The 19774-nt window shown below is 63.0% G+C and carries 16 protein-coding genes and 1 pseudogene; 9 read left to right on the top strand and 8 right to left on the bottom strand.

All coding sequences use genetic code 11. The annotated features are described in order from the left end of the window. Positions 1-41 precede the first annotated feature (41 nt). Positions 42-1277, top strand: coding sequence for a putative DNA modification/repair radical SAM protein (locus tag EOA13_RS03465; RefSeq protein WP_127289738.1), 1236 nt, complete (start codon positions 42-44; stop codon positions 1275-1277). A gap of 2 nt (positions 1278-1279) precedes the next feature. After that, a complete protein-coding gene (locus EOA13_RS03460; RefSeq protein WP_127289736.1) occupies positions 1280-2743 on the top strand; it encodes a UdgX family uracil-DNA binding protein in 1464 nt (487 codons plus the stop codon). A gap of 65 nt (positions 2744-2808) precedes the next feature. Here the strand turns inward: EOA13_RS03460 and EOA13_RS03455 are convergent, their stop codons facing one another. The 4 genes from EOA13_RS03455 to EOA13_RS03435 all read right to left on the bottom strand — a co-directional run bounded on the left by EOA13_RS03455 (position 2809) and on the right by EOA13_RS03435 (position 7328). Continuing rightward, positions 2809-4074, bottom strand: a complete 1266-nt coding sequence (locus tag EOA13_RS03455; protein ID WP_127289734.1) for a glycerate kinase — start codon at positions 4072-4074, stop codon at positions 2809-2811. Continuing rightward, on the bottom strand, positions 4071-4574 hold the full coding sequence (locus EOA13_RS03450) for a heme-degrading domain-containing protein (RefSeq protein WP_127289732.1): 504 nt from the start codon (positions 4572-4574) through the stop codon (positions 4071-4073). Before EOA13_RS03450 ends, EOA13_RS03455 begins: the two co-directional genes overlap by 4 nt. Before the next feature lie 218 nt (positions 4575-4792). Further along, positions 4793-6109 carry a guanine deaminase gene (gene guaD, locus EOA13_RS03440; protein ID WP_127289728.1) on the bottom strand — a complete coding sequence of 439 codons (1317 nt, stop codon included), beginning with the start codon at positions 6107-6109 and terminating at the stop codon, positions 4793-4795. Between the two features lies 1 nt (position 6110). Continuing rightward, positions 6111-7328 carry a urate hydroxylase PuuD gene (locus tag EOA13_RS03435; protein WP_127289726.1) on the bottom strand — a complete coding sequence of 406 codons (1218 nt, stop codon included), beginning with the start codon at positions 7326-7328 and terminating at the stop codon, positions 6111-6113. A gap of 162 nt (positions 7329-7490) precedes the next feature. Here EOA13_RS03435 and EOA13_RS03430 point away from each other — a divergent pair, with 162 nt between their 5' ends. The 3 genes and pseudogenes from EOA13_RS03430 (at position 7491) to EOA13_RS03420 (ending at position 10795) form a co-directional block, all read left to right on the top strand. Next, complete coding sequence (locus tag EOA13_RS03430; protein WP_127289724.1) at positions 7491-8411, top strand: LysR family transcriptional regulator; 921 nt, start codon at positions 7491-7493, stop codon at positions 8409-8411. A 103-nt stretch (positions 8412-8514) separates the two neighbouring features. Next, positions 8515-9527, top strand: a pseudogene (locus EOA13_RS03425) (LLM class flavin-dependent oxidoreductase). Then, entirely contained in the window at positions 9524-10795 is a 1272-nt protein-coding gene (locus EOA13_RS03420; protein WP_127289722.1) for an LLM class flavin-dependent oxidoreductase, read from the top strand. The pseudogene EOA13_RS03425 and the gene EOA13_RS03420 overlap by 4 nt, the downstream one beginning before the upstream one ends. Here EOA13_RS03420 and xdhC read toward each other — a convergent pair. The 4 genes from xdhC to uraH form a co-directional block, all read right to left on the bottom strand. Further along, positions 10792-11784: a xanthine dehydrogenase accessory protein XdhC gene (gene xdhC, locus EOA13_RS03415; RefSeq protein WP_127290105.1), complete on the bottom strand. Its 993-nt coding sequence runs from the start codon at positions 11782-11784 to the stop codon at positions 10792-10794. The two genes, EOA13_RS03420 and xdhC, sit on opposite strands and share 4 nt — an antisense overlap. A gap of 75 nt (positions 11785-11859) precedes the next feature. Continuing rightward, positions 11860-14205, bottom strand: a complete 2346-nt coding sequence (gene xdhB, locus EOA13_RS03410; protein ID WP_127290103.1) for a xanthine dehydrogenase molybdopterin binding subunit — start codon at positions 14203-14205, stop codon at positions 11860-11862. Then, positions 14205-15686 (bottom strand): xanthine dehydrogenase small subunit, encoded by a 1482-nt coding sequence (gene xdhA, locus EOA13_RS03405; protein ID WP_127289720.1) that lies wholly within the window; start codon positions 15684-15686, stop codon positions 14205-14207. Before xdhA ends, xdhB begins: the two co-directional genes overlap by 1 nt. 3 nt (positions 15687-15689) lie before the next feature. After that, positions 15690-16064 carry a hydroxyisourate hydrolase gene (uraH, locus tag EOA13_RS03400; RefSeq protein ID WP_127289718.1) on the bottom strand — a complete coding sequence of 125 codons (375 nt, stop codon included), beginning with the start codon at positions 16062-16064 and terminating at the stop codon, positions 15690-15692. Positions 16065-16267: 203 nt separating this feature from the next. Between uraH and puuE the strand changes: the two genes are divergently transcribed. From puuE to EOA13_RS03380, 4 genes are all read left to right on the top strand, one after another. Next, positions 16268-17686, top strand: coding sequence for an allantoinase PuuE (puuE, locus tag EOA13_RS03395; RefSeq protein ID WP_127289716.1), 1419 nt, complete (start codon positions 16268-16270; stop codon positions 17684-17686). Between the two features lie 10 nt (positions 17687-17696). Further along, a complete protein-coding gene (locus EOA13_RS03390; protein WP_127289714.1) occupies positions 17697-18560 on the top strand; it encodes a bifunctional allantoicase/(S)-ureidoglycine aminohydrolase in 864 nt (287 codons plus the stop codon). After that, positions 18557-19048: an ureidoglycolate lyase gene (locus tag EOA13_RS03385; RefSeq protein ID WP_127289712.1), complete on the top strand. Its 492-nt coding sequence runs from the start codon at positions 18557-18559 to the stop codon at positions 19046-19048. Before EOA13_RS03390 ends, EOA13_RS03385 begins: the two co-directional genes overlap by 4 nt. A gap of 68 nt (positions 19049-19116) precedes the next feature. Continuing rightward, on the top strand, positions 19117-19710 hold the full coding sequence (locus EOA13_RS03380; protein WP_127289710.1) for a nucleoside deaminase: 594 nt from the start codon (positions 19117-19119) through the stop codon (positions 19708-19710). Positions 19711-19774: the final 64 nt, after the last annotated feature.

The raw sequence follows: 19774 nt of genomic DNA, 5'->3' as shown, positions 1-19774 counted from the left end.
ATGAGGTAGCGGATCTCTTGTTCAGAACATATCATGAACATATGAGCGCACTTACCGTCCGTGAAAAGCTAGCGATCCTCTCCGACGCCGCCAAATACGATGCCTCCTGCGCCTCTTCCGGTGCTGCAAAAAAGGATTCCTTGAAATCCGGCGGCATCGGCTCCACCGAAGGCATGGGCATCTGTCATTCCTACGCGCCGGATGGCCGCTGCATTTCCCTTCTCAAGATCCTGCTGACCAATTTCTGCATCTACGATTGCAGCTATTGCATCAACCGCTCGTCGTCCAATGTGCGGCGCGCCCGTTTCAGCATCGAAGAGGTGGTGAAACTGACCATGGATTTCTACAGGCGCAACTATATCGAAGGCCTGTTCCTGTCCTCCGGCGTCGTCCGCTCACCGGACGAGACCATGGGCGAGATGGTCGAGGTGGCACGCCGACTGCGCTTGGAGGAGAAGTTCTCCGGCTACATCCATCTGAAGACGATCCCGGAAAGTTCGGCGGAACTGGTCGAGAAGGCAGGGCTTTATGCCGACCGGCTGTCGATCAACGTCGAACTGCCGACCGATGAGGGCGTGAAGCGGCTGGCGCCCGAGAAGAAGCCGGAGACAATCCGGCTTTCCATGGCCAGGCTGCGCCAGAAGATGGAGGAGAAGGCTGAGCCGACTTTGAAGACCAAGAAGCGCGAACGCTTTGCGCCGGGCGGTCAGTCGACGCAGATGATCATCGGCGCCGACAAGACATCCGACGACGGCATTCTTCACACCAGCGCGCGGCTCTATGGCAGCTATCATCTGCGGCGCGTCTATTACTCGGCTTTCAGCCCGATTCCGGATTCGTCATCGTCGCTGCCCTTGCTGAAACCACCGCTGATGCGCGAGCACCGGCTCTATCAGGCCGACTGGCTGATGCGGTTCTATGGGTTTTCACAGCCGGAAATCCTTGCCGGGAGCAGCGACGGCATGCTCGATCTCGCCATCGACCCGAAGCTCGCCTGGGCGCTGCGCAACCGGGAACAGTTTCCGGTCGACATCAACCGCGCCGACCGCGAAGCGCTGCTGCGGGTGCCGGGTCTCGGCACCAAGGTGGTGGCAAAGATTTTGGAGACGCGCCGACATCGGCGCATGCGGCTGGAGGATGTCGGGCGGGTCTGCCAGTCGATCGCCAAGCTCAGGCCGTTTATCATCGCCGAAGGCTGGTCGCCTGGTGCGCTGACCGACAAGGCCGGCCTGCGCGACAAGATCGCCCCCTCCTGCGAACAATTGTCGTTGTTCTGATCATGCGGCCGGCGGAACTCGATCTCGCCAGATACAGTGTGCGGCTCGGCAGCGAGACCGATTTTGCCGGCTGGCGTGACGCGGCACGGCGGCTGGCCCTGAATGAGGTCAGGCCCGAGGACGTCGGCTGGCATGTCGCGCCGGGCTCTGATCAGGCAGAATTGCCTGAAGTGCCCGCGGGCGCGCAGCTCGTCGTGCCGCGCGACTTCATCGGGCATGCCGAAACGGCGTTCTGCTATTCCGATCCCGGCCGGTTTGCCTTTCTCTACAGAGCGCTTTGGCGATTGCGCGACGAGCCTAAACTGCTGGAAATCGCGTCGGATCCCGACACCAGGCGGCTTGAGACCATGGAAAAGGCGGTGCGGCGCGACAGCCACAAGATGCATGCCTTCGTGCGCTTCCGAAAAATCGGCGACGGTGCCGATGAGCGCTATGTCGCCTGGTTCGAGCCGGATCATTTCATCGTCGAGCGCAACGCCGATTTCTTCGTCAGGCGTTTCACCGGCATGCGCTGGACGATCCTGACGCCCTATGCCTCCGCCGATTGGGATGGCGAAAGGCTGGCTATCGGACCGGGCGCGGCCAAGGGCGATGCGCCTGATCAAGACGACACCGAGGCGCTCTGGCGCACCTATTTCGAGAACATCTTCAATCCGGCGCGATTGAAGGTGAAGGCCATGCAGAAGGAGATGCCGAAGAAATATTGGCGGAACCTTCCCGAGGCTTCGCTCATTCCAGACATGATCGCAGGAGCGGACAAGGCCGCCAAGGACATGATTGCGAAGATGCCGACAACACCCGCGCCGCACCACGCAAAGGTGCAGGCACGGCATTGGCCGAAGCAACAGCCTGCCGAGACGGCGGAGGACGATGCCGCAAGCACGATTTCGGAGTTGCGTGAGGTAGCGAAAGGCTGCCGTCGCTGCCCGCTGTGGCGCGACGCGACGCAGACCGTCTTCGGTGAGGGCCCCGACAATGCCAAAGTGATCTTCGTCGGCGAACAGCCGGGGGATCAGGAGGATCTCGCCGGCAAACCTTTCGTTGGTCCGGCCGGCAAGGTGTTCGATGCGATCCTGGACGATGCCGGTGTCGATCGGCAAAAGGTCTATGTCACCAACGCGGTCAAGCACTTCAAGTTCGAGCCGCGCGGCAAGCGCCGCATCCACTCCAAGCCGAATTCCGGTGAGATTCAGGCCTGCCGCTGGTGGATCGACCAAGAATTCGAGCTGATCAAGCCTAACCTCGCCGTGGCACTCGGCGCGACAGCGGCGATGTCGCTGCTCGGCAAGGCGATCCCGGTGACAAAGATGCGCGGACAAGTGATCGAGCGCGAGGACGGATTGCGCGTGTTCATCACCATCCATCCCTCCTTCATCCTGCGCATCCACGATCGGGCGGACAAGGAAGCCGAACGCGAACGGTTCCTGCAGGATATGAAGCTGGTGAAGCGGCTGATGGCCGCCTGATCAGTTTTGTTTTTGCGCGATTCCAGACGGAAAACCGCTTCACACTTTTCCTGGTACTGCTTTGGCTACCTAATCAGAATCGCCCTGAGATCGTTGACATTCGTACCGGTCGGGCCGGGCACGAAAAGATCGCCAACCGCGTCGAAGGCCGTCCAGGCATTGTTGCCGGCAAGCATAGCCTTGGCGTCCACCCCGGCTGCGCGCATGCGCGATACGGTCGAGCCATCGGCGAAGGCGCCGGCATTGTCTTCCGAACCGTCGATGCCGTCGGTGTCGGCGGCCAGTGCGTGGATGCCGTCGACGCCATTGATGCCGATGGCGAAAGCCAGCAGGAATTCCGAATTGCGGCCGCCCTTGCCTTTTGCCCGCAGGGTCACGGTTGTCTCGCCGCCCGACAAGATGAGCACCGGCTTTTTAAATGGCCGGTTGCGGGTCGCCACTTCGCGCGCGATCGCGGCATGGACGCCGCCAACCTCGCGCGCCTCGCCTTCGATGGCATCGGAGAGGATGATGGCTTCAACGCCTTGCCGTTTCGCTTCCGCAGCAGCCGCTTCGAGCGACACCCCGGCCGAAGCGATCAAATGCACCTCGTTGCGCGAAAAGCGCTCGTCATCCGGGCTTGGCGCATCGGCGGCCGGCGAATTGATATGCGCCATCACCGAGGCCGGCAGTTTCATGCCATAGGCCGATATCGAGGCCAGCGCGTCTGCGCGGCTGCCTGTATCCGGTACGGTTGGGCCGGAGGCGACCATTGCCGGATTGTCGCCGGGAATATCGGAGACGATCAGCGACACCACCCTGGCCGGCCATGCGGCCGCCGCCAGCCTGCCGCCCTTGATGGTGGAAAGGTGCTTGCGGATGGTGTTCATCGCCGCGATCGGCGCACCCGAGGCGAGCAGCGCCTCATTGACGGCGATCTCGTCGGCCAACGTCAAGCCGCCAGCGGGCGACGGCAACAGCGCCGATCCGCCGCCGGAAATCAGCGCCACCACTAGGTCATCCTCAGTCAGACCCTGGACCTTGGCGAGCAGGCGCCGCGAGGCTTCCAGACCGGCAGCGTCCGGCACCGGATGAGCCGCCTCGATGATCTCGATGCGCTCGCAGGTCGCGCCATAGCCATAGCGGGTGACGACCAGCCCTTCGATCGGGCCGGCCCACACTTTCTCGAACGCTGCCGCCATCTGCGCCGAGCCTTTGCCCGCGCCGATGACGATGGTACGGCCCTTTGGCTTGGCCGGCAGATGATCCCGGATGGTTCGTTCCGGATCGGCGGCGGCAACGGCGGCGTTGAAGATGGAGGTCAGGAAGGCCTTGGGATCGAGCACGGTCATTCGGCGTCCCGAGGCAATGCCAGCCCGCGCTTGTCGACGCCCAAATGATCGCACAGCGCATCGACGACGACGCCATGATCCTCCCGCTCCGGCAGTCCGGAGACGGCGATCACACCAATGACGCCGGCGCCCTTGACGGTCACCGGAAAGCCACCGCCGGCCAGCACGTAGTCGGCAATATCCAGCCCTTCGCCGATCTTGAAGCTGCGGTCCGGGCGTTGCTGTTCCAGCACCATGCGGTAGGTGCTTCTCAGGAACCGCCTGACCACATTGATCTTGCGCCGCGCCCAGTCGGGATTGGAAGCATTCGAGCCCGGCAGCGCCGCGTAGAAGAGCGGCCGGTCCCACAGCCTGATGTCCACTATGATGGGCAGTTTCTCGGCAATTGCACGATCGCGAATGGCGGAGCCGATTTTGAAAGCGACGGCCTCGTCGAAGGTGGCGAAGACAAGGGTCTCTTCCTGTCTCTTGATCAGAGCGATGTCGTTAGCAACGGCCATTTTCTTTCTCCGAAATCGTCACACGTCGTGTGTACGACAAGCTCCGCTCGGTCAAGCTTCCGTGGAGCGGCCCCCTCATCCGGCCGCTTCGCGGCCACCTTCTCCCCGGTGGGGAGAAGAGGAAAGCGTCGGCACTGGCGATCTCCTCTCCCCTCGGGGAGAGGTCGGATTGCCCCGAATTGCCCTTGCAATTCGGTTGGCAATCCGGGTGAGGGTTCTTACCCCGCGATCATATCCGCCTTGGCTGGCCGCCCCGCCACATAAACCTCGCGGACAGTGCGGTCGTCACCCAGCGTCTGCAGCAGGAACAGTTCCTGCGCCAGCGTCTCGACCGTTTCCATCCTGAGCCGCATCGCCGGCGTTGCCCTGGCGTCCAGCACGACGATGTCGGCATCGCTGCCTTCATCCAACGTGCCGATCTTGTCAGCCACCGACAGCGCCTCGGCATTGCCGCGCGTCATCTGCCAGAAGGACTGGAGCGGGTTGAGCTTCTCACCGTTCAGCGCGATCACCTTGTAGGCTTCGTCCATGGTGCGCAGCATGGAGTAGTTGGTGCCGCCGCCGACATCGGTGGCAGCGGCGATCCGGACCGGCTTGCCGCGGCGCCGGAAGCGCTGGTAGTCGAACAGGCCGGAACCGAGGAACAGGTTGGAGGTCGGGCAGAACACCGCTACCGAGCCCGAGTCCGAAAGTGCATCCGCTTCGCGCTCCGACAGATGGATGCAATGTCCAAACAGGCTCTTTTTGCCCAACAGCCCGTAGTGCTCGTAAACGTCGGTATAGTCGCGCGACCACGGGTAGAGTTCCTGCGTGAAAGCGATTTCGGCGTGGTTTTCCGACAGATGCGTCTGCATGTGCAGGTCGGGATATTCCCGACACAGCGCGCCCGACATCTCCATCTGCTCCGGCGACGAGGTGATGGCGAAGCGCGGCGTGATGGCGTAGTGCTGCCGTCCCTTGCCATGCCATTCCTTGATCAGCGCCTTCGTGTCGTCGTAACCCGATTGCGGTGTGTCGAGCACGCCGTCGGGCGCATTGCGATCCATCATCACCTTGCCGGCAATGTTGAGCATGTTGCGGTCATGCGACTCGGCGAAGAAGGCTTCGGCTGAAGACTTGTGCACCGAGCAGTAGGCGGCGACCGTCGTGGTGCCGTGACGCACCATCTCGTCAAGGAACAGCCGCGCGATGCGGCGGCCGTGCTGGGCGTTGGCGAACTTCGCCTCTTCCGGGAAGGTGTAGGTATTCAGCCAGTCGAGCAGTTCTGCACCATAGGAAGCGATGATCTGCATCTGCGGAAAATGCGCATGTGCGTCGATGAAGCCGGGCAGCAGCAGATGCGGCCGGTGGTCGATTTTCTTCGCCGTCTCGCCGGCCTGCTTTTCAACATCGGCATAGGTGCCCGCAGCGACGATCCGGCCGTCGCGGATCAGCAGGCCGCCATCCTCCTCGTAGCGCCAGGCGGAATGATCGTCGATGGTCTGCGGCCAGCGCACGAAGGACAGCGTGCGGCCGCGCAGAAGTGTCGAGTTCATGCTATCTCCCTGCGCCTTCGAACCAGGCCACCAGCAGTGCCCTTTCCTTGTCGGTAATCTGGCTGACGTTGGCGGGCGGCATGGCGTGGCTGCGACCGGCCTGCAGATAGATCTCGCGGGCGTGGTTGGCGATATCCGCATCGGTGTCGAGCATCACGCCCTTGGGCGCATGATAGATGCCCTCATAGACCGGCTCCGCCGCGTGGCACATCGAGCAGCGGCCGAGCACGGTGTCGCGCACGGCCGGGAAATGCGCTGAAGCGACATAGATTTGCGCCGACGCCGATTCCTTGGGCTCGCCGGTCAGCACCTTCGGCGCGGTCGACAGCCAGATGATGACGATGAACAGGACAAGTGCCGCCATCCAGGTCCAGGTCGGGTTGCCCTTGCGCGCGTGGACCGAGTTGAAATAGTGCCGGATCAGCACGCCGATGATGAACACCAGCGAGGCGATGACCCAGTTGAATTCAGTGCCGAAGGCCAGCGGATAGTGGTTCGACAGCATCAGGAACAGCACCGGCAGCGTCAGATAATTGTTGTGGAGCGAACGCTGCTTGGCGATCTTGCCGTATTTCGGATCAGGCTTGCGGCCGGCGATGAGGTCGGCGACGACGATCTTCTGGTTGGGGATGATGACCATGAAGACGTTGGCCGACATGATCGTGGCGGTGATGGCGCCCAGATGCAGGAAGGCGGCGCGGCCGGTGAAGAGATGCGTCAGCCCCCAGGCGATGAACACCAGTACGCAGTAGAGCACCAGCATCAGGCCGGTGTCGCTTTTGCCGAGCGGCGAGCGGCACAGCAGATCATAGACCACCCAGCCGACGCCGATCGTCGCCAGCGACTGCAGGATGCCGACCGGGACCGACATCGGGAGCACGTTGGGATCGATCAGGAACAGATCGGCCCCGGCATAATAGACGACGCACAGCATGGCGAAGCCGGACAGCCAGGTGGCGTAGGATTCCCATTTGAACCAGGTCAGGTGCTCGGGCATTTCGGCTGGCGCCACCAGATATTTCTGGATGTGGTAAAAGCCGCCGCCATGCACCTGCCATTCCTCGCCGAAGGCGCCGACCGGCATGCCCGGGCGCTGGCGCAGGCCGAGATCGAGCGCGACGAAGTAGAAGGACGAGCCGATCCAGGCGATGCCGGTGACGACATGCAGCCAGCGCACGGCAAAACTTAGCCAGTCCCAGAAAATCGCGAAATCCATCATTGAAATCGTCCCTGCCGATTGGGCGACTTTACGGGTTGGAGCGCAAACGGAAAGAGGCGAGGTGCACGATGACTTTCAAAAAAAAATGGAAAATACTAGGGTAGTCACACGCAGCAGGAGGGGAGCCGCCCGAAGGCGGCCTCAGGAAAGCCACGAAACCGCATGGCCTATCTCGACAACATCTCCGTCTTCGTTCGCGTGGTCGAGCTCGGCAACCTGTCGGCGGCAGGGCGCGACATGCGGATTTCGCCGGCAGTCGCCTCCAACCGCATCAAGGAGTTGGAGAAGCACCTGGGCGTGCGGCTGTTCAACCGCACCACACGGCAATTGATGCCGACCGAGCATGGGACGGTTTTCTACGGGGGCGCCAAGCAGGTGCTGGAGGCGATCACCGAGGCGGAAGCCGCGGTCTCTGCGCTTTCCGGCCAGCCGCGCGGCACCATCCGCGTCACCGCACCGTTGGGCCTCGGGCGACGGCTGGTGGCTTCGGGCATTCCGGATTTCCACGACAAATATCCTGATATCGAGGTGCGGCTCAGGCTCTCGGATCACAATGTCGACATCATGAAGGAAGGCATCGACGTCGCCTTCCGGCTCGGCATCATCGAGGATTCCAGCCTCAGGATGCGCGGCATCATGGAATGCGAGCGCGTGCTGGTGGCGGCGCCGAAATATCTGGAGGCGCGCGGCGAACCGTTGGAGCCGCAGGAGCTGATCGGCAAGAAGCACGACTGCCTGATGCTGCGTTATTCCGGCGCGCGCGAATATGTGTGGACGCTGCAGACCCCCACAGGCCCGCAGAAATTCGAGGTGCACGGGCCGTATGACACCGACGATGGCGACGTGCTGACCGGCTGGGCGCTTTCGGGGCGCGGCATCATCAACAAGCCGCGCTTCGAGGTCGAGCCATTCATCCGCGACCGGCGGCTGAAGGTGATCCTGAGCAGCACGCCACCGACACCGGTGCAGTTCGCCGCCGTCTATCCGCACAAGAAGCTGCAGGATCCAAAAGTACGGCTGCTGCTCGACTTCATGGCCGAGCGCTGCCAGCGACTGATCAACGATCTGCTAGCTGGGAAATAATGCTGGCCGGCACGTGACCGGCGCTTGGCCCAGCGCCAGCGGTTGCCATCCCTGGATGTGGCGAACATAGTTCAGGTGGTATTTCGTCTCGCAGGGACCATCGATGGACAACGGCGCCACAATGCATCTTGCCGTTTCGCTGTTTCCGGGAACCACCGATCCATCACCGGGGCGGGAATTCAGCCACCTGGCCGGTTTAGTGCAAAAGGCCGAAGCGGCGGGCCTGGACATGGTGCTGCTTGCCGATTCAGCGCCGGCTTCCGGCGGCGGTGCCGCGAACAGTCCGATGCCCTTCGAAGCGACCACTTTGCTGGCCGCATTGGCAACTGTCACAAGCAGGATCGGTCTGGTTGCCGCTGCCTCGACAATTGCCCACCAACCCTACAATCTGGCGCGCCGTTTCGCTTCGCTCGACATCATCAGCCATGGCCGCAGTGGCTGGAACGCGACGATGGCGCAGGCGTCACGGGAAGCAGTCAATTTCAGCCGGCCCGAAGGATTTTCGCCTGACGATTCCGCCGTCGCAGTGAGGAATATATCGGCATCGTGCAAGGTCTGTGGCAGGGCTGGGATGCGGACGCGCTGCTGTTCGACCAGAGCGGCGGCCGCTTCCACGACCCCGAAAAAATGCATCTGCTCGAGCACAAGGGCGCGTTCTTTTCCGTGCGCGGACCGCTGAACGTCGCCCGGTCGCCGCAGGATACGCCAGTGCTCGTCTTGTCGGGCCTGCAGGAATCCGACTTCGATATTGCCGCTCGCACCGCCGATATCATCCTGCTGGACGGCGGACCGGTGGAGGGCACGACAGAACGCTATGAGGATATCCGGCGTCGTGTCACGGCGAGCGGACGCGATCCGGACGCTGTGAAAGTGCTGACGAACGTCGCGCCTACCGCCGATAGTAATCCGGCTGCCCTCGCCGAGAGGCTGGAAAAGGAATTCCGGGCGAGAGGCTGCGACGGGTTCAACATCCTGATGCCGGCACAGCTTTCAACGTTCGACGATTTCGTCGATCTGGTTTTGCCGGAACTGAGGCAGCGCGGCCTGTTTCGAGAGAACTATCGCGGCACGACGTTGCGCTCGCATCTCGGACTTGCCGGCGGAGGTGACCGATGACCGCTCGCCAGATGAAACTCGGCGCCTTCCTGTGGGCGACAGGCCACCACATCGCCGCCTGGCGCCATCCCAAGGCGCACATCACCGCCGGCACTGACATCGACCATTACATCGCGCTGGCGCGCACGGCGGAGGCGGCGAAGTTCGACATGATCTTCTGCGAGGACGCCGCCGGCCTGCGCGAGGCCAATATCGGCATCGCCAGCCAGACGTCGCGCTCAATCGGCTTCGAGCCGATCAGTCTGCTTTCGGCGCTTGCCGTCCAGACCAGCCGCATCGGCCTCGTCTCGACAGCCTCGACGAGCTACAACGAGCCCTATGGGCTCGCACGAACCTTCCTGTCGCTCGATCATCTGAGTGGCGGCAGGGCCGGCTGGAACCTGGTCACCTCGGCCAGCCCCATCGAGGCCGCCAATTTCGGCTCGACCGGCCTCAAGCCCCATGCCGATCGCTATGAGCGCGCGCGTGAATTCGCCGAAGTCGTCACCGGGCTCTGGAACGGCAAGCTCGGCGCCTCCGGTCACGACGGCCAGAGCTTTTCGGTTCGCGACCCGCTCGATCTGCCACGCTCGCCGCAGGGCGCCCCGGTCATGGTTCAGGCCGGCGCCTCGGATGTCGGCCGCGACCTTGCCGCCCGCACCGCCGATGTGGTGTTCACCGCGGCGCAGACCTTCGAGGAAGCGAAGGCCTTCTACGACGATCTCAAGGGACGTCTGGCGGCCTATGGGCGCGAGCCTGACGACATCAAGATCATGCCCGGCGTCGCGCCGGTGGTGGCGGAGACCGAAGCGGAGGCCCGCGAGAAATACGAGGAGTTGCAGGAGCTGATCCCCGACGATGTCGGCGTTGCGCTGCTGTCCAGCTATCTCAGCATCTCCGATCTGTGGCGCTACCCGATCGACGGGCCGCTGCCGGATCTGCCGGAGAGCGAGGGGATGAAAAGCCGGCAGGCGCTGGTCATCGAGCAATCGCGCCGCGACGGCCTCTCCATCCGCCAGTTGGCCCGGCATTTCGCCGGCGCGCGTGGCCATTGGCGCATCGTCGGCACAGCGGCCCAGGTGGCCGACGAGTTGCAGGCACGGTTCGAGGGCGGTGCGGCCGACGGTTTTAACGTCATGCCCTCATATTTCCCGGGCGAACTCGATGCCTTTGCCACACTCGTCGTGCCGGAACTGCAGCGACGCGGCCTGTTCCGCAAGGAGTACGACGGCCGCACACTGCGCGACCAACTGGGTTTGAAACAGCCGGTCAACTGCGGTGCAGCCTAGCCTGCCATCACCCTGCCATGCGGAATTTGCTGGTCGGCACTTAAGGCTGCGCTGTGACTGACCAGCGCCGTCATGATCTCAGCTGCCGCCAGCGCCGCGATGACCTGTGGGCGCTTGTCTTTGACCGTATCGCCGCCGATCGGCGAGACGAGGCGGGCAAACTCGGCCTCGCTGCCTGCCGCCGATTTCAGGAACCAATTCCTGAACGTCGCTTTCTTGGTCTTCGAGCCGATCATGCCGACATAGGCGGCATCGCCGCGCTTCAGCGCCTCGGCGACGATCAGGAAATCCAGCGCATGATCGTGGGTCAGGATGGCGAAGGCGGTGCCGGCGGGAGCGTTTCGCACCTCGGCCTCGGGCATCGGCGTCAGCCGGGTCTCGACGGTCTCCGGCATGCCTTCCAGTGCTTCGGCCCGCGTCTCGATGACGATGCCGTGCACGGGAAGAAGTGCGATCGTCGACGCCAGCGCCTGGCCGACATGGCCGCCGCCGAAGATGTAGACACGCGGCAAGTGAGCCTCCTCGGCTTCCGCAGCCGCAACCAGATCGGCGGCAAGGGCTGCATCGACGAGCCGGATCAGCACTTCGACGCGCCCGCCGCAGCATTGGCCGATCTCGGGGCCCAAAGGCACGTCGAGGGTCGCGCGAATATCCCTCCCCCTTGAGGGGAGGGTGGCGGCGAAGCCGTCGGGTGGGGTCGTCGCAGCAGTGCTCGACGCTTTAGGTCGCGCGCTGCCTCTGCCGACCCCCTCTGGCCGCTTTGCGGCCATCTCCCCCTCAAGGGGGGAGAAAAGCATCTGCCTGGCCTTGTCGATGGCCATATACTCAAGTTGCCCGCCGCCGATCGTGCCCGATATCGCCGATTGCGAGACGAGCATGAAGGCGCCCTTCTCGCGTGGCGTCGAGCCTTTTGTCCCGGCGACCTCGATCAAAGCGATACGGCCCTGCCTGGCAAGGAAGTCTTTGAGGCTTTGCACTTTCGAATTCATCATTCGCATTCCCGTGCGGGAAACATAGGGTTTTTCGGCCTGAATTGCACGCGTTGCCGACCCCGGGGACCAGACTCAGGCCTTGGCCTCTTTCTTCAGCCGCTCGATCGCCATCAGCACCCGCTCCGGCGTTGCAGGAGCATCGAGGCGCGGGCAGATCTTGTGATCGGCGACGCTGGCCACTGCATCCGACAGCGCATGCAGCACCGACATGCCGAGCGGGAACGGCGGCTCGCCGACCGCCTTGGAGCGGTGGATCGTCGGCTCGCCGGCTTCCGGCCAGTCGGCCAAGGTGACGTTGAATATCTTCGGCCGGTCGGAGGCGAGCGGAATCTTGTACGTCGATGGCGCGTGCGTGCGCAGCCGGCCCTTGGCGTCCCACCACAGTTCTTCCGTCGTCAGCCAGCCCATGCCCTGGATGAAGCCGCCTTCGATCTGGCCGATGTCGATCGCCCGGTTCAGAGATCGGCCGCAGTCATGCAGAATATCGGCGCGCTCGACCATGTATTCACCCGTCAGCGTGTCGACCGAGACTTCCGAACACGAGGCGCCATAGGCGAAATAATAGAAGGGGCGGCCCTCGCCCTTGTCGCGGTTCCAGTGGATTTTCGGCGTCTTGTAGAAACCCGCCGCCGACAGCTGGATGCGGGCCATATAGGCCTGCTTGACGAGGTCGGCGAAGGCGATCTCCTGGTTGCCGATGCGCACCCGATTGGGCAGGAACAGCACCTGATCGCGCGGCACCTGATATTTTTCGGCGGCGAAATCGATCAGCCGGTCCTTGATCTGGCGAGCGCCGTTTTGCGCCGCCATGCCGTTGAGATCGGAGCCGGACGACGCTGCCGTGGCCGAAGTGTTCGGCACCTTGCCGGTCGTGGTCGCGGTGATCTTGACCTGGTCGAGGTCGATCTGGAACTCTTCCGCCACCACTTGCGCAACCTTGACGTAGAGGCCCTGCCCCATCTCAGTGCCGCCATGGTTCAGATGCACCGAACCGTCGGTATAGACATGCACCAGCGCGCCGGCCTGGTTATAATGCGTGGCGGTGAACGAGATGCCGAACTTGACCGGCGTCAGCGCCAGGCCGCGCTTGATGAAACGGCTGTTGGCGTTGAAGGCCGATATTTCCCGCCGCCGCCGCGCATAGCTGGCGCTTTCCTCCAGTTCGGCGACGATGCGCTGGATGATGTTGTCCTCGACCGTCTGGTGATAGGGCGTGATGTTGCGGTCTGAGGTGCCGTAGAAATTCTTCTTGCGGATTTCGAGCGGATCCTTGCCGACGGCGAAGGCCACCTCGTCGATGACGCGCTCGGCGCCGACCATGCCTTGCGGGCCGCCGAAACCACGAAAGGCGGTGTTCGACACGGTGTTGGTGTAGAGCGGCGCCGATTGGGCATGTACCGCCGGCCAGAAATAGGTGTTGTCGCAGTGGAACAGTGCGCGATCGGTCACCGGGCCGGAAAGGTCCGACGAAAAACCGCAGCGCGCCGCGAACATGAAATCGACGCCGAGGATGTTGCCCTCGTCATCGAAGCCGACTTCGTAGTCGACGAGGAAATCGTGACGCTTGCCGGTGGCGATCATGTCGTCGTCGCGGTCGGGCCGGATCTTCACGGCGCGATGGTGTTTCTTCGCGGCGATCGCGGCCAATGCGGCAAACTGGTTGCCTTGCGTCTCCTTGCCGCCGAAGCCGCCGCCCATCCGGCGGATCTCCACCGTGATGGCATTGCTCGGCACGCCGAGTGCATGGCTCACCATGTGCTGGACTTCGCTCGGATGCTGGGTCGAGGAATAGATGGTGACGTCCTGATCCTCGCCCGGAATGGCCATGGCGATATGGCCTTCGAGGTAGAAGTGTTCCTGGCCGCCGATGCGCATTTTTCCCTTTAGCCGGCGCGGCGCCTGACGGATCGCTGTAGCGGCATCGCCGCGCTTCAGCGTCAGTGGCGGCGTGACGAGCTTGTCCTTCTTCGGATCGAGCGCGCCAATGTCGGTGACGAAGGGCAATTCCTTGTATTCAACCTTGGCCAATCTGGTGGCGCGACGCGCCTGCTCGCGCGTCTGCGCAATGACGCAAAAGATTGGCTGGCCATAGAATTGCACCTTGCCGTCGGCCAGCACCGGCTCGTCGTGGCGGCCTGTCGGCGAAATGTCGTTCTCGCCCGGCACATCCTTGGCCGTCAGCACGTCGACAACACCGGGCGCTGTACGCACCGCCGAGAGATCCATGCTGGTAATCGTGGCATGCGTGGCGGCAGAAAGCCCGAGGCAGCCATGCAGCGTGCCGGCCGGTTCCGGCATGTCGTCGATATAGACGGCCGTGCCGCTGACATGCTTGTGGGCGGAGTCATGGCGTTGATCGGTGGCAACGCCGCCGGCGATCTTTTCAGCCTTCAGATTGGGGGGAGCGTGCTTGTTCATCATGCCGCCTCGTGCCTCGAAACCTGGATCGGCTCCCTGGTACCGCTGGTCTCGGCGAAGAAGCGCAGCAAGAGATTGCGCGCCGCGAGCGCACGATACTCGGCCGAGGCCCGCATGTCGGTGAGCGGGGTGAAATCCCTGGCATATTCGACCATCGCCGCGTCAACCGTGGTCTCCGTCCATGGCTTGCCGAGCAGCGCTTTTTCGACAGAAGACGCCCGCTTCGGCGTCGCCGCCATGCCGCCATAGGCAATGCGCACCTCCGCGACCGTGCCATCGCTGGCCAGCGTCAAGAAGAAGGCGCCGAGGGCCGCGGTGATGTCCTCATCGCGGCGCTTGGTGATTTTGTGGACGGCGAATTTCGTGCCCTTGACCGGAACCGGAACGTGCACGGCCTCGACGAATTCGCCCGGCTGCCGGTCCTGTTTGCCATAGGCAATGAAGAAGGTTTCCAGTGGAATCGAGCGCCGCTTCTTGCCCTTGCGCAGGGTGAGACTTGCGCCAAGCGCGATCAACGGCGGCGGCGTGTCGCCGATCGGCGAGCCATTGGCGATATTGCCGCCGATGGTGCCCATGTTGCGCACCTGTTCGCCGCCGATGCGATCGAACAACGGCCCCAGCGCCGGGATACGCTTCGCCAATGTCGCGAAGGCATCAGTGTAGGTGACGCCCGCGCCGATCGAAATGATGCCGTTGTCTTCCGAGATGGTGCAAAGTCCGTCGAGATTGCCGATGAAAATGGCCGGCGAAATATCGCGCATGTGCTTGGTCACCCAGAGGCCGACATCGGTTGAGCCGGCAACGATGGTGGCGTTGGGGTCCCTGTCCAGCACAGCGGCGAAATCGTCGACATTGGCCGGTACGACCAGCCGCGTCTTGGCCGAACCGATCTCAATCCGGGCGCCGTCATGCATGGCCTCGAGCCTGGCGGTGATCGCCTTGCGCTCCGCCGCCAGCGGATCTTTTGCCGCTTTGCCGTAGCTCGAGATGGCCTGGGCCGCGCGCATGATCGCCTCGTAGCCGGTGCAGCGGCAGAGATTGCCTTGCAAGGCCTTTTCGATATCCGCGTTCGACGGATTCGACGACTTCATCCACAGGCCATAGAGCGACATGATGAAACCCGGCGTGCAGAAGCCGCATTGCGAGCCGTGGAAATCGACCATCGCCTGCTGCACCGGATGCAGTTGGCCGGGTGAACCGCGCAGATGCTCGACGGTCACGACATGGGTGCCGTCCAGGGAGCCGAGGAAGCGGATGCAGGCATTGACGCTTTCATAGACCAGACCGCCGGCCGAGAGCTTGCCGACCAGCACCGTGCAAGCGCCGCAGTCGCCCTCGGCGCAACCTTCCTTGGTACCGCGCAGCGACCGGTCGAGCCGCAGCCAGTCGAGCAGGGTCGCGTCGGATGTCACCGACGAAAGCGCCACATCCCTGCCATTGAGGATGAAGCGGATCTCGTTGCGGATGCTCATTTTGGCCATGCCTCAGCTCCCCCTGTAGGTCGAGTAGCCGTAGGGCGAGACCAGCAGTGGCACATGATAGTGCACGGGCTCGGCCATGCCGAAGCGGATTGGTATCGTATCGAGAAAGGCCGGTTTCGGCAGGCTCAATCCCTGCTGGCGCAAATAGTCGCCTGCGGCGAAGACCAGTTCGTATTCGCCGGTGCGGAACTCCGCGCCGGCGAGCAGCGGCTTGTCGCAACGGCCGTCGGCATTGGTGACAACAGTCTTCAAATGTGTCCGTGCCTTGCCGTCGAGGTGATAAAGCGCGATCGACAATCCCGCCGCCGGCTTGCCTGTCGCCGTGTCGAGGACATGGGTCGTCAGACGCCCGCCATCGGCATTCGACGTTTCTGCCATTGGCCGCCTCCCATTTCCGGTACGAGCGAATTGGCCCGGTACGATCAAGTATCAACAGTGAATTGTGCGCCAATTAAAGGCGATGCATAAGTCCCGGTCGAGCGGAGTGCGACAAAAACACTTTCAAAAATTTTCGGGGGAATGCGAGAAGCACCCTTTCGATATCCTGATCATACTTCGGGCCATGCCCGGCGGGAGGGACGATGCGTTACAGCAGAGACATGCGCGGCTATGGAGCCAATCCGCCGGACCCGAAATGGCCTGGCGGCGCGCATGTCGCCGTGCAGTTCGTCGTCAACTACGAGGAAGGCGGCGAGAACTGCGTGCTGCATGGCGACAAGGCGTCCGAAGCCTTCCTGTCGGAAATCGTCGGCGCGGCACCCTGGGTGGGCCAGCGCCACTGGAACATGGAATCCATCTACGAATACGGTGCCCGCGCCGGCTTCTGGCGGCTGCTGCGGCTGTTCACCGAGGCCGAGGTGCCGATCACCTGCTACGGCGTCGCCACTGCACTCGCCCGTTCGCCGGATCAGGTGGTGGCCATGCAGGAAGCCGGCTGGGAGATCGCTTCGCACGGGCTGAGATGGATCGACTACCGCGACCACAGCGCCGAGGATGAGCGCCGCGACCTCGAGGCGGCGATCAAGCTGCACTACGAAGTGACCGGCGCGCGCCCGACCGGCTGGTATACGGGTCGCACATCGATCAACACAGTGCGGATTGTGGCGGAAGAAGGCGGTTTCGACTATGTGTCGGACACCTATGACGACGAGCTGCCCTACTGGTTCGAGCATGAGGGCGGCACGCAGCTCATCATCCCCTATACGCTCGACGCCAACGACATGCGCTTCGCCACGCCGCAGGGTTTCAACTCCGGCGACCAGTTCTTTGCCTATTTGAAAGACAGTTTCGATACGCTCTATGCCGAGGGCGCGGCCGGCCGGCCGCGCATGATGAATATCGGCCTGCATTGCCGCCTCGTCGGGCGGCCGGGCCGGGCGGCGGCGCTGAAACGCTTCATCGACTATGTGAAATCGCACGACAAGGTCTGGCTGGCGCGGCGCATCGATATCGCCAAGCACTGGCAGCAAAACCATCCGTACAAGCCGGCGGCACTCCGCCCGTCGAAGATGGAATTCGAGACCTTCGTCCACACTTTCGGCGGCGTGTTCGAGCATTCGCCCTGGATCGCCGAACGCGCCTACGAACTGGAACTGGGGCCGGCGCATGACACTTCAGGCGGCCTGCACAATGCGCTTTGCCGTATCTTCCGGTCCGCCAGCGAAACCGAGCGGCTTTCGGTGCTCAACGCCCATCCTGACCTTGCCGGCAAGCTGGCCAAGGCCAAGCGACTGACAGTGGAATCGACCAGGGAACAGGCCTCGGCCGGCCTCGACGCGCTGACCGACAAGGAGCGCGAACTGTTTTCCAAGCTCAACGCCGCCTACGTCACCACCTTCGGCTTCCCCTTCATCATCGCGGTGAAGGGCAAGACGAGGCAGGAAATCCTGGCGGAGTTCGAGGCGCGCATCGGCAACAGCCGCGGCGTCGAGTTCGAGACCGCCTGCAAACAGGTCGAGCGCATCGCACTGCTCCGCCTCAAGGACATGCTTCCGCAATAGGTTTGAACCCATGGATACGATCAGAATGCCCGAGCGAACCTATTACGCACCACATGGCGGCCATTCCGGCCAGAGCGAGCTTCTGACCGGCCGCGCCGTCTTCACCGAGGCCTATGCCGTCATTCCTCGGGGTGTGATGCAGGACATCGTCACCAGTGCCTTGCCGTTCTGGGACGAGACCCGCGTCTGGATATTGTCGCGACCGCTGTCGGGTTTTGCCGAGACGTTCTCGCAATACATTGTCGAGGTCGCGCCCGGCGGCGGCAGCGACCGGCCGGAACCCGATGCCGGTGCCGAGGGCGCGCTTTTCGTGGTCGAGGGCGAGTTGACCGTTCTGCTTGCCGGCAGGAAGCATGTGCTGCGACCCGGCGGCTTTGCCTTCCTGCCGCCGGCCAGCGGCTGGACGGTTCGCAACGAAAGCAAGGCCGACGTGCGCTTCCACTGGATTCGCAAGGCCTACGAGACGGTTGACGGTCTCGATGTGCCGGAAGCCTTCTTCACCAACGAACAGGAGATCGCACCGACGCCGATGCCCGGCACCGAGGGCCGCTGGGCGACGACGCGGTTCGTCGATCCGGCCGATTTGCGCCACGACATGCACATGACCATCGTCACGCTGGAACCCGGTGCGGTCATTCCCTTCGCCGAGACCCATGTCATGGAGCATGGGCTCTATGTGCTGGAGGGCAAAGCGGTCTATCGCCTCAACCAGGACTGGGTCGAGGTCGAGGCCGGCGACTATATGTGGCTGCGCGCCTTCTGCCCGCAGGCCTGCTATGCGGGCGGCCCGGGCAAATTCCGCTATCTGCTCTACAAGGACGTCAACCGGCACGCCAAGCTCGGCGGCGCCGGTGTCCCCGGGCAGACGCTGTGACGCGGATCATTGCGCGGCCGCTGACCCGCGAGAGCTTTGCTCCGTTCGGCGACGTCATCGATATGGGCGGCGACAACCACTACCCGATCAATGGCGGCCGCGCGGAACGCTATCACGATCTGGCGACCGCCGAGGCGATCGGACCGAATGCCCGCGTGCTGATCTCGATGGTGCGCGGCACGCCTTACGAACTGCCGCTGAAGCTGAGCATGGTCGAGCGCCACCCCTTCGGCAGCCAGGCCTTCATCCCGCTGTCGCCGCGCCCCTTCCTGGTCGTCGTCTGCCATGATGGCGATGAAGGGCCCGATGAGCCGCATGCCTTCATCACCGCACCCGGACAAGGTATCAACTATTCCCGCAATCTCTGGCATGGCGTGCTGACGCCGCTTGGCGAGGCGCAGGATTTCCTGATTGTCGACCGTGGCGGCGACGGCTCAAACCTCGAAGAATTCCATTTCTCGCATGCTTACGAGATCCATCTCCCTTAATTTTTTGTGCATGTCGTTACCCCAAAACCGGGGGCACTTTTGGGCGACATGCAGCAGGAGAGCCTGAAATGACCGACATTTCTTTGATCGACCGCCTGCTCGACGTGATCGAGCACGACATCGTGCCGAAGACGGCCGAAGGCGTTACCCATGGCAACAAGCTGTTCGGCGCGGCGATCCTGCGCAAGGACGACCGTTCGCTGGTGCTGGCCGAAACCAACAACGAGATGGAAAACCCGCTCTGGCATGGCGAGGTGCACTGCCTGAAGCGTTTCTACGAAATGCCGAAGGCGGAGCGCGTCGATCCGAAAGACGCCATCTTCCTCGCCACGCATGAGCCCTGCTCGCTCTGCCTGTCGGCGATCACCTGGACCGGCTTCGACAATTTCTACTATCTGTTCAGCCATGAGGATTCGCGCGACAGCTTCGCTATCCCGCACGATTTGAAGATCCTGAAAGAGGTCTTCACCCTCGATCCCGGCGGCTACAATGCCGAGAATGCCTACTGGACGAGCTTTTCGATCCGCAGGCTGGTGCGGGCGTTGCCGGAGGCCGAGCGCCAGCGCCTGGAAACGCGCATCGGCGAGATTTCCAACCGCTACGACGAATTGTCCGGCGTCTATCAGGCGAGCAAGGATGAGAACGACATTCCGCTGAATTGACGCGGATTGACCAGCCGAATTCGTTGGCTGGCCCACGACGCGATCCCACCGGCTCCATCATCTG

It is taken from the genome of Mesorhizobium sp. M7A.F.Ca.US.011.01.1.1, from assembly GCF_003998295.1.
GTDB lineage: Bacteria > Pseudomonadota > Alphaproteobacteria > Rhizobiales > Rhizobiaceae > Mesorhizobium.
This window is presented reverse-complemented; position numbering and strand designations above follow the sequence as displayed.

What these genes read in the sequence shown, in the direction of transcription:
- EOA13_RS03465 (WP_127289738.1), top strand. Translation starts at nt 42, where the DNA reads ATGAGCGCACTTACCGTCCGTGAAAAGCTAGCGATCCTCTCCGACGCC.
- EOA13_RS03460 (WP_127289736.1), top strand. Translation starts at nt 1,280, where the DNA reads ATGCGGCCGGCGGAACTCGATCTCGCCAGATACAGTGTGCGGCTCGGC.
- EOA13_RS03455 (WP_127289734.1), bottom strand. Translation starts at nt 4,074, where the DNA reads ATGACCGTGCTCGATCCCAAGGCCTTCCTGACCTCCATCTTCAACGCC.
- EOA13_RS03450 (WP_127289732.1), bottom strand. Translation starts at nt 4,574, where the DNA reads ATGGCCGTTGCTAACGACATCGCTCTGATCAAGAGACAGGAAGAGACC.
- guaD (WP_127289728.1), bottom strand. Translation starts at nt 6,109, where the DNA reads ATGAACTCGACACTTCTGCGCGGCCGCACGCTGTCCTTCGTGCGCTGG.
- EOA13_RS03435 (WP_127289726.1), bottom strand. Translation starts at nt 7,328, where the DNA reads ATGATGGATTTCGCGATTTTCTGGGACTGGCTAAGTTTTGCCGTGCGC.
- EOA13_RS03430 (WP_127289724.1), top strand. Translation starts at nt 7,491, where the DNA reads ATGGCCTATCTCGACAACATCTCCGTCTTCGTTCGCGTGGTCGAGCTC.
- EOA13_RS03420 (WP_127289722.1), top strand. Translation starts at nt 9,524, where the DNA reads ATGACCGCTCGCCAGATGAAACTCGGCGCCTTCCTGTGGGCGACAGGC.
- xdhC (WP_127290105.1), bottom strand. Translation starts at nt 11,784, where the DNA reads ATGAATTCGAAAGTGCAAAGCCTCAAAGACTTCCTTGCCAGGCAGGGC.
- xdhB (WP_127290103.1), bottom strand. Translation starts at nt 14,205, where the DNA reads ATGAACAAGCACGCTCCCCCCAATCTGAAGGCTGAAAAGATCGCCGGC.
- xdhA (WP_127289720.1), bottom strand. Translation starts at nt 15,686, where the DNA reads ATGGCCAAAATGAGCATCCGCAACGAGATCCGCTTCATCCTCAATGGC.
- uraH (WP_127289718.1), bottom strand. Translation starts at nt 16,064, where the DNA reads ATGGCAGAAACGTCGAATGCCGATGGCGGGCGTCTGACGACCCATGTC.
- puuE (WP_127289716.1), top strand. Translation starts at nt 16,268, where the DNA reads ATGCGTTACAGCAGAGACATGCGCGGCTATGGAGCCAATCCGCCGGAC.
- EOA13_RS03390 (WP_127289714.1), top strand. Translation starts at nt 17,697, where the DNA reads ATGGATACGATCAGAATGCCCGAGCGAACCTATTACGCACCACATGGC.
- EOA13_RS03380 (WP_127289710.1), top strand. Translation starts at nt 19,117, where the DNA reads ATGACCGACATTTCTTTGATCGACCGCCTGCTCGACGTGATCGAGCAC.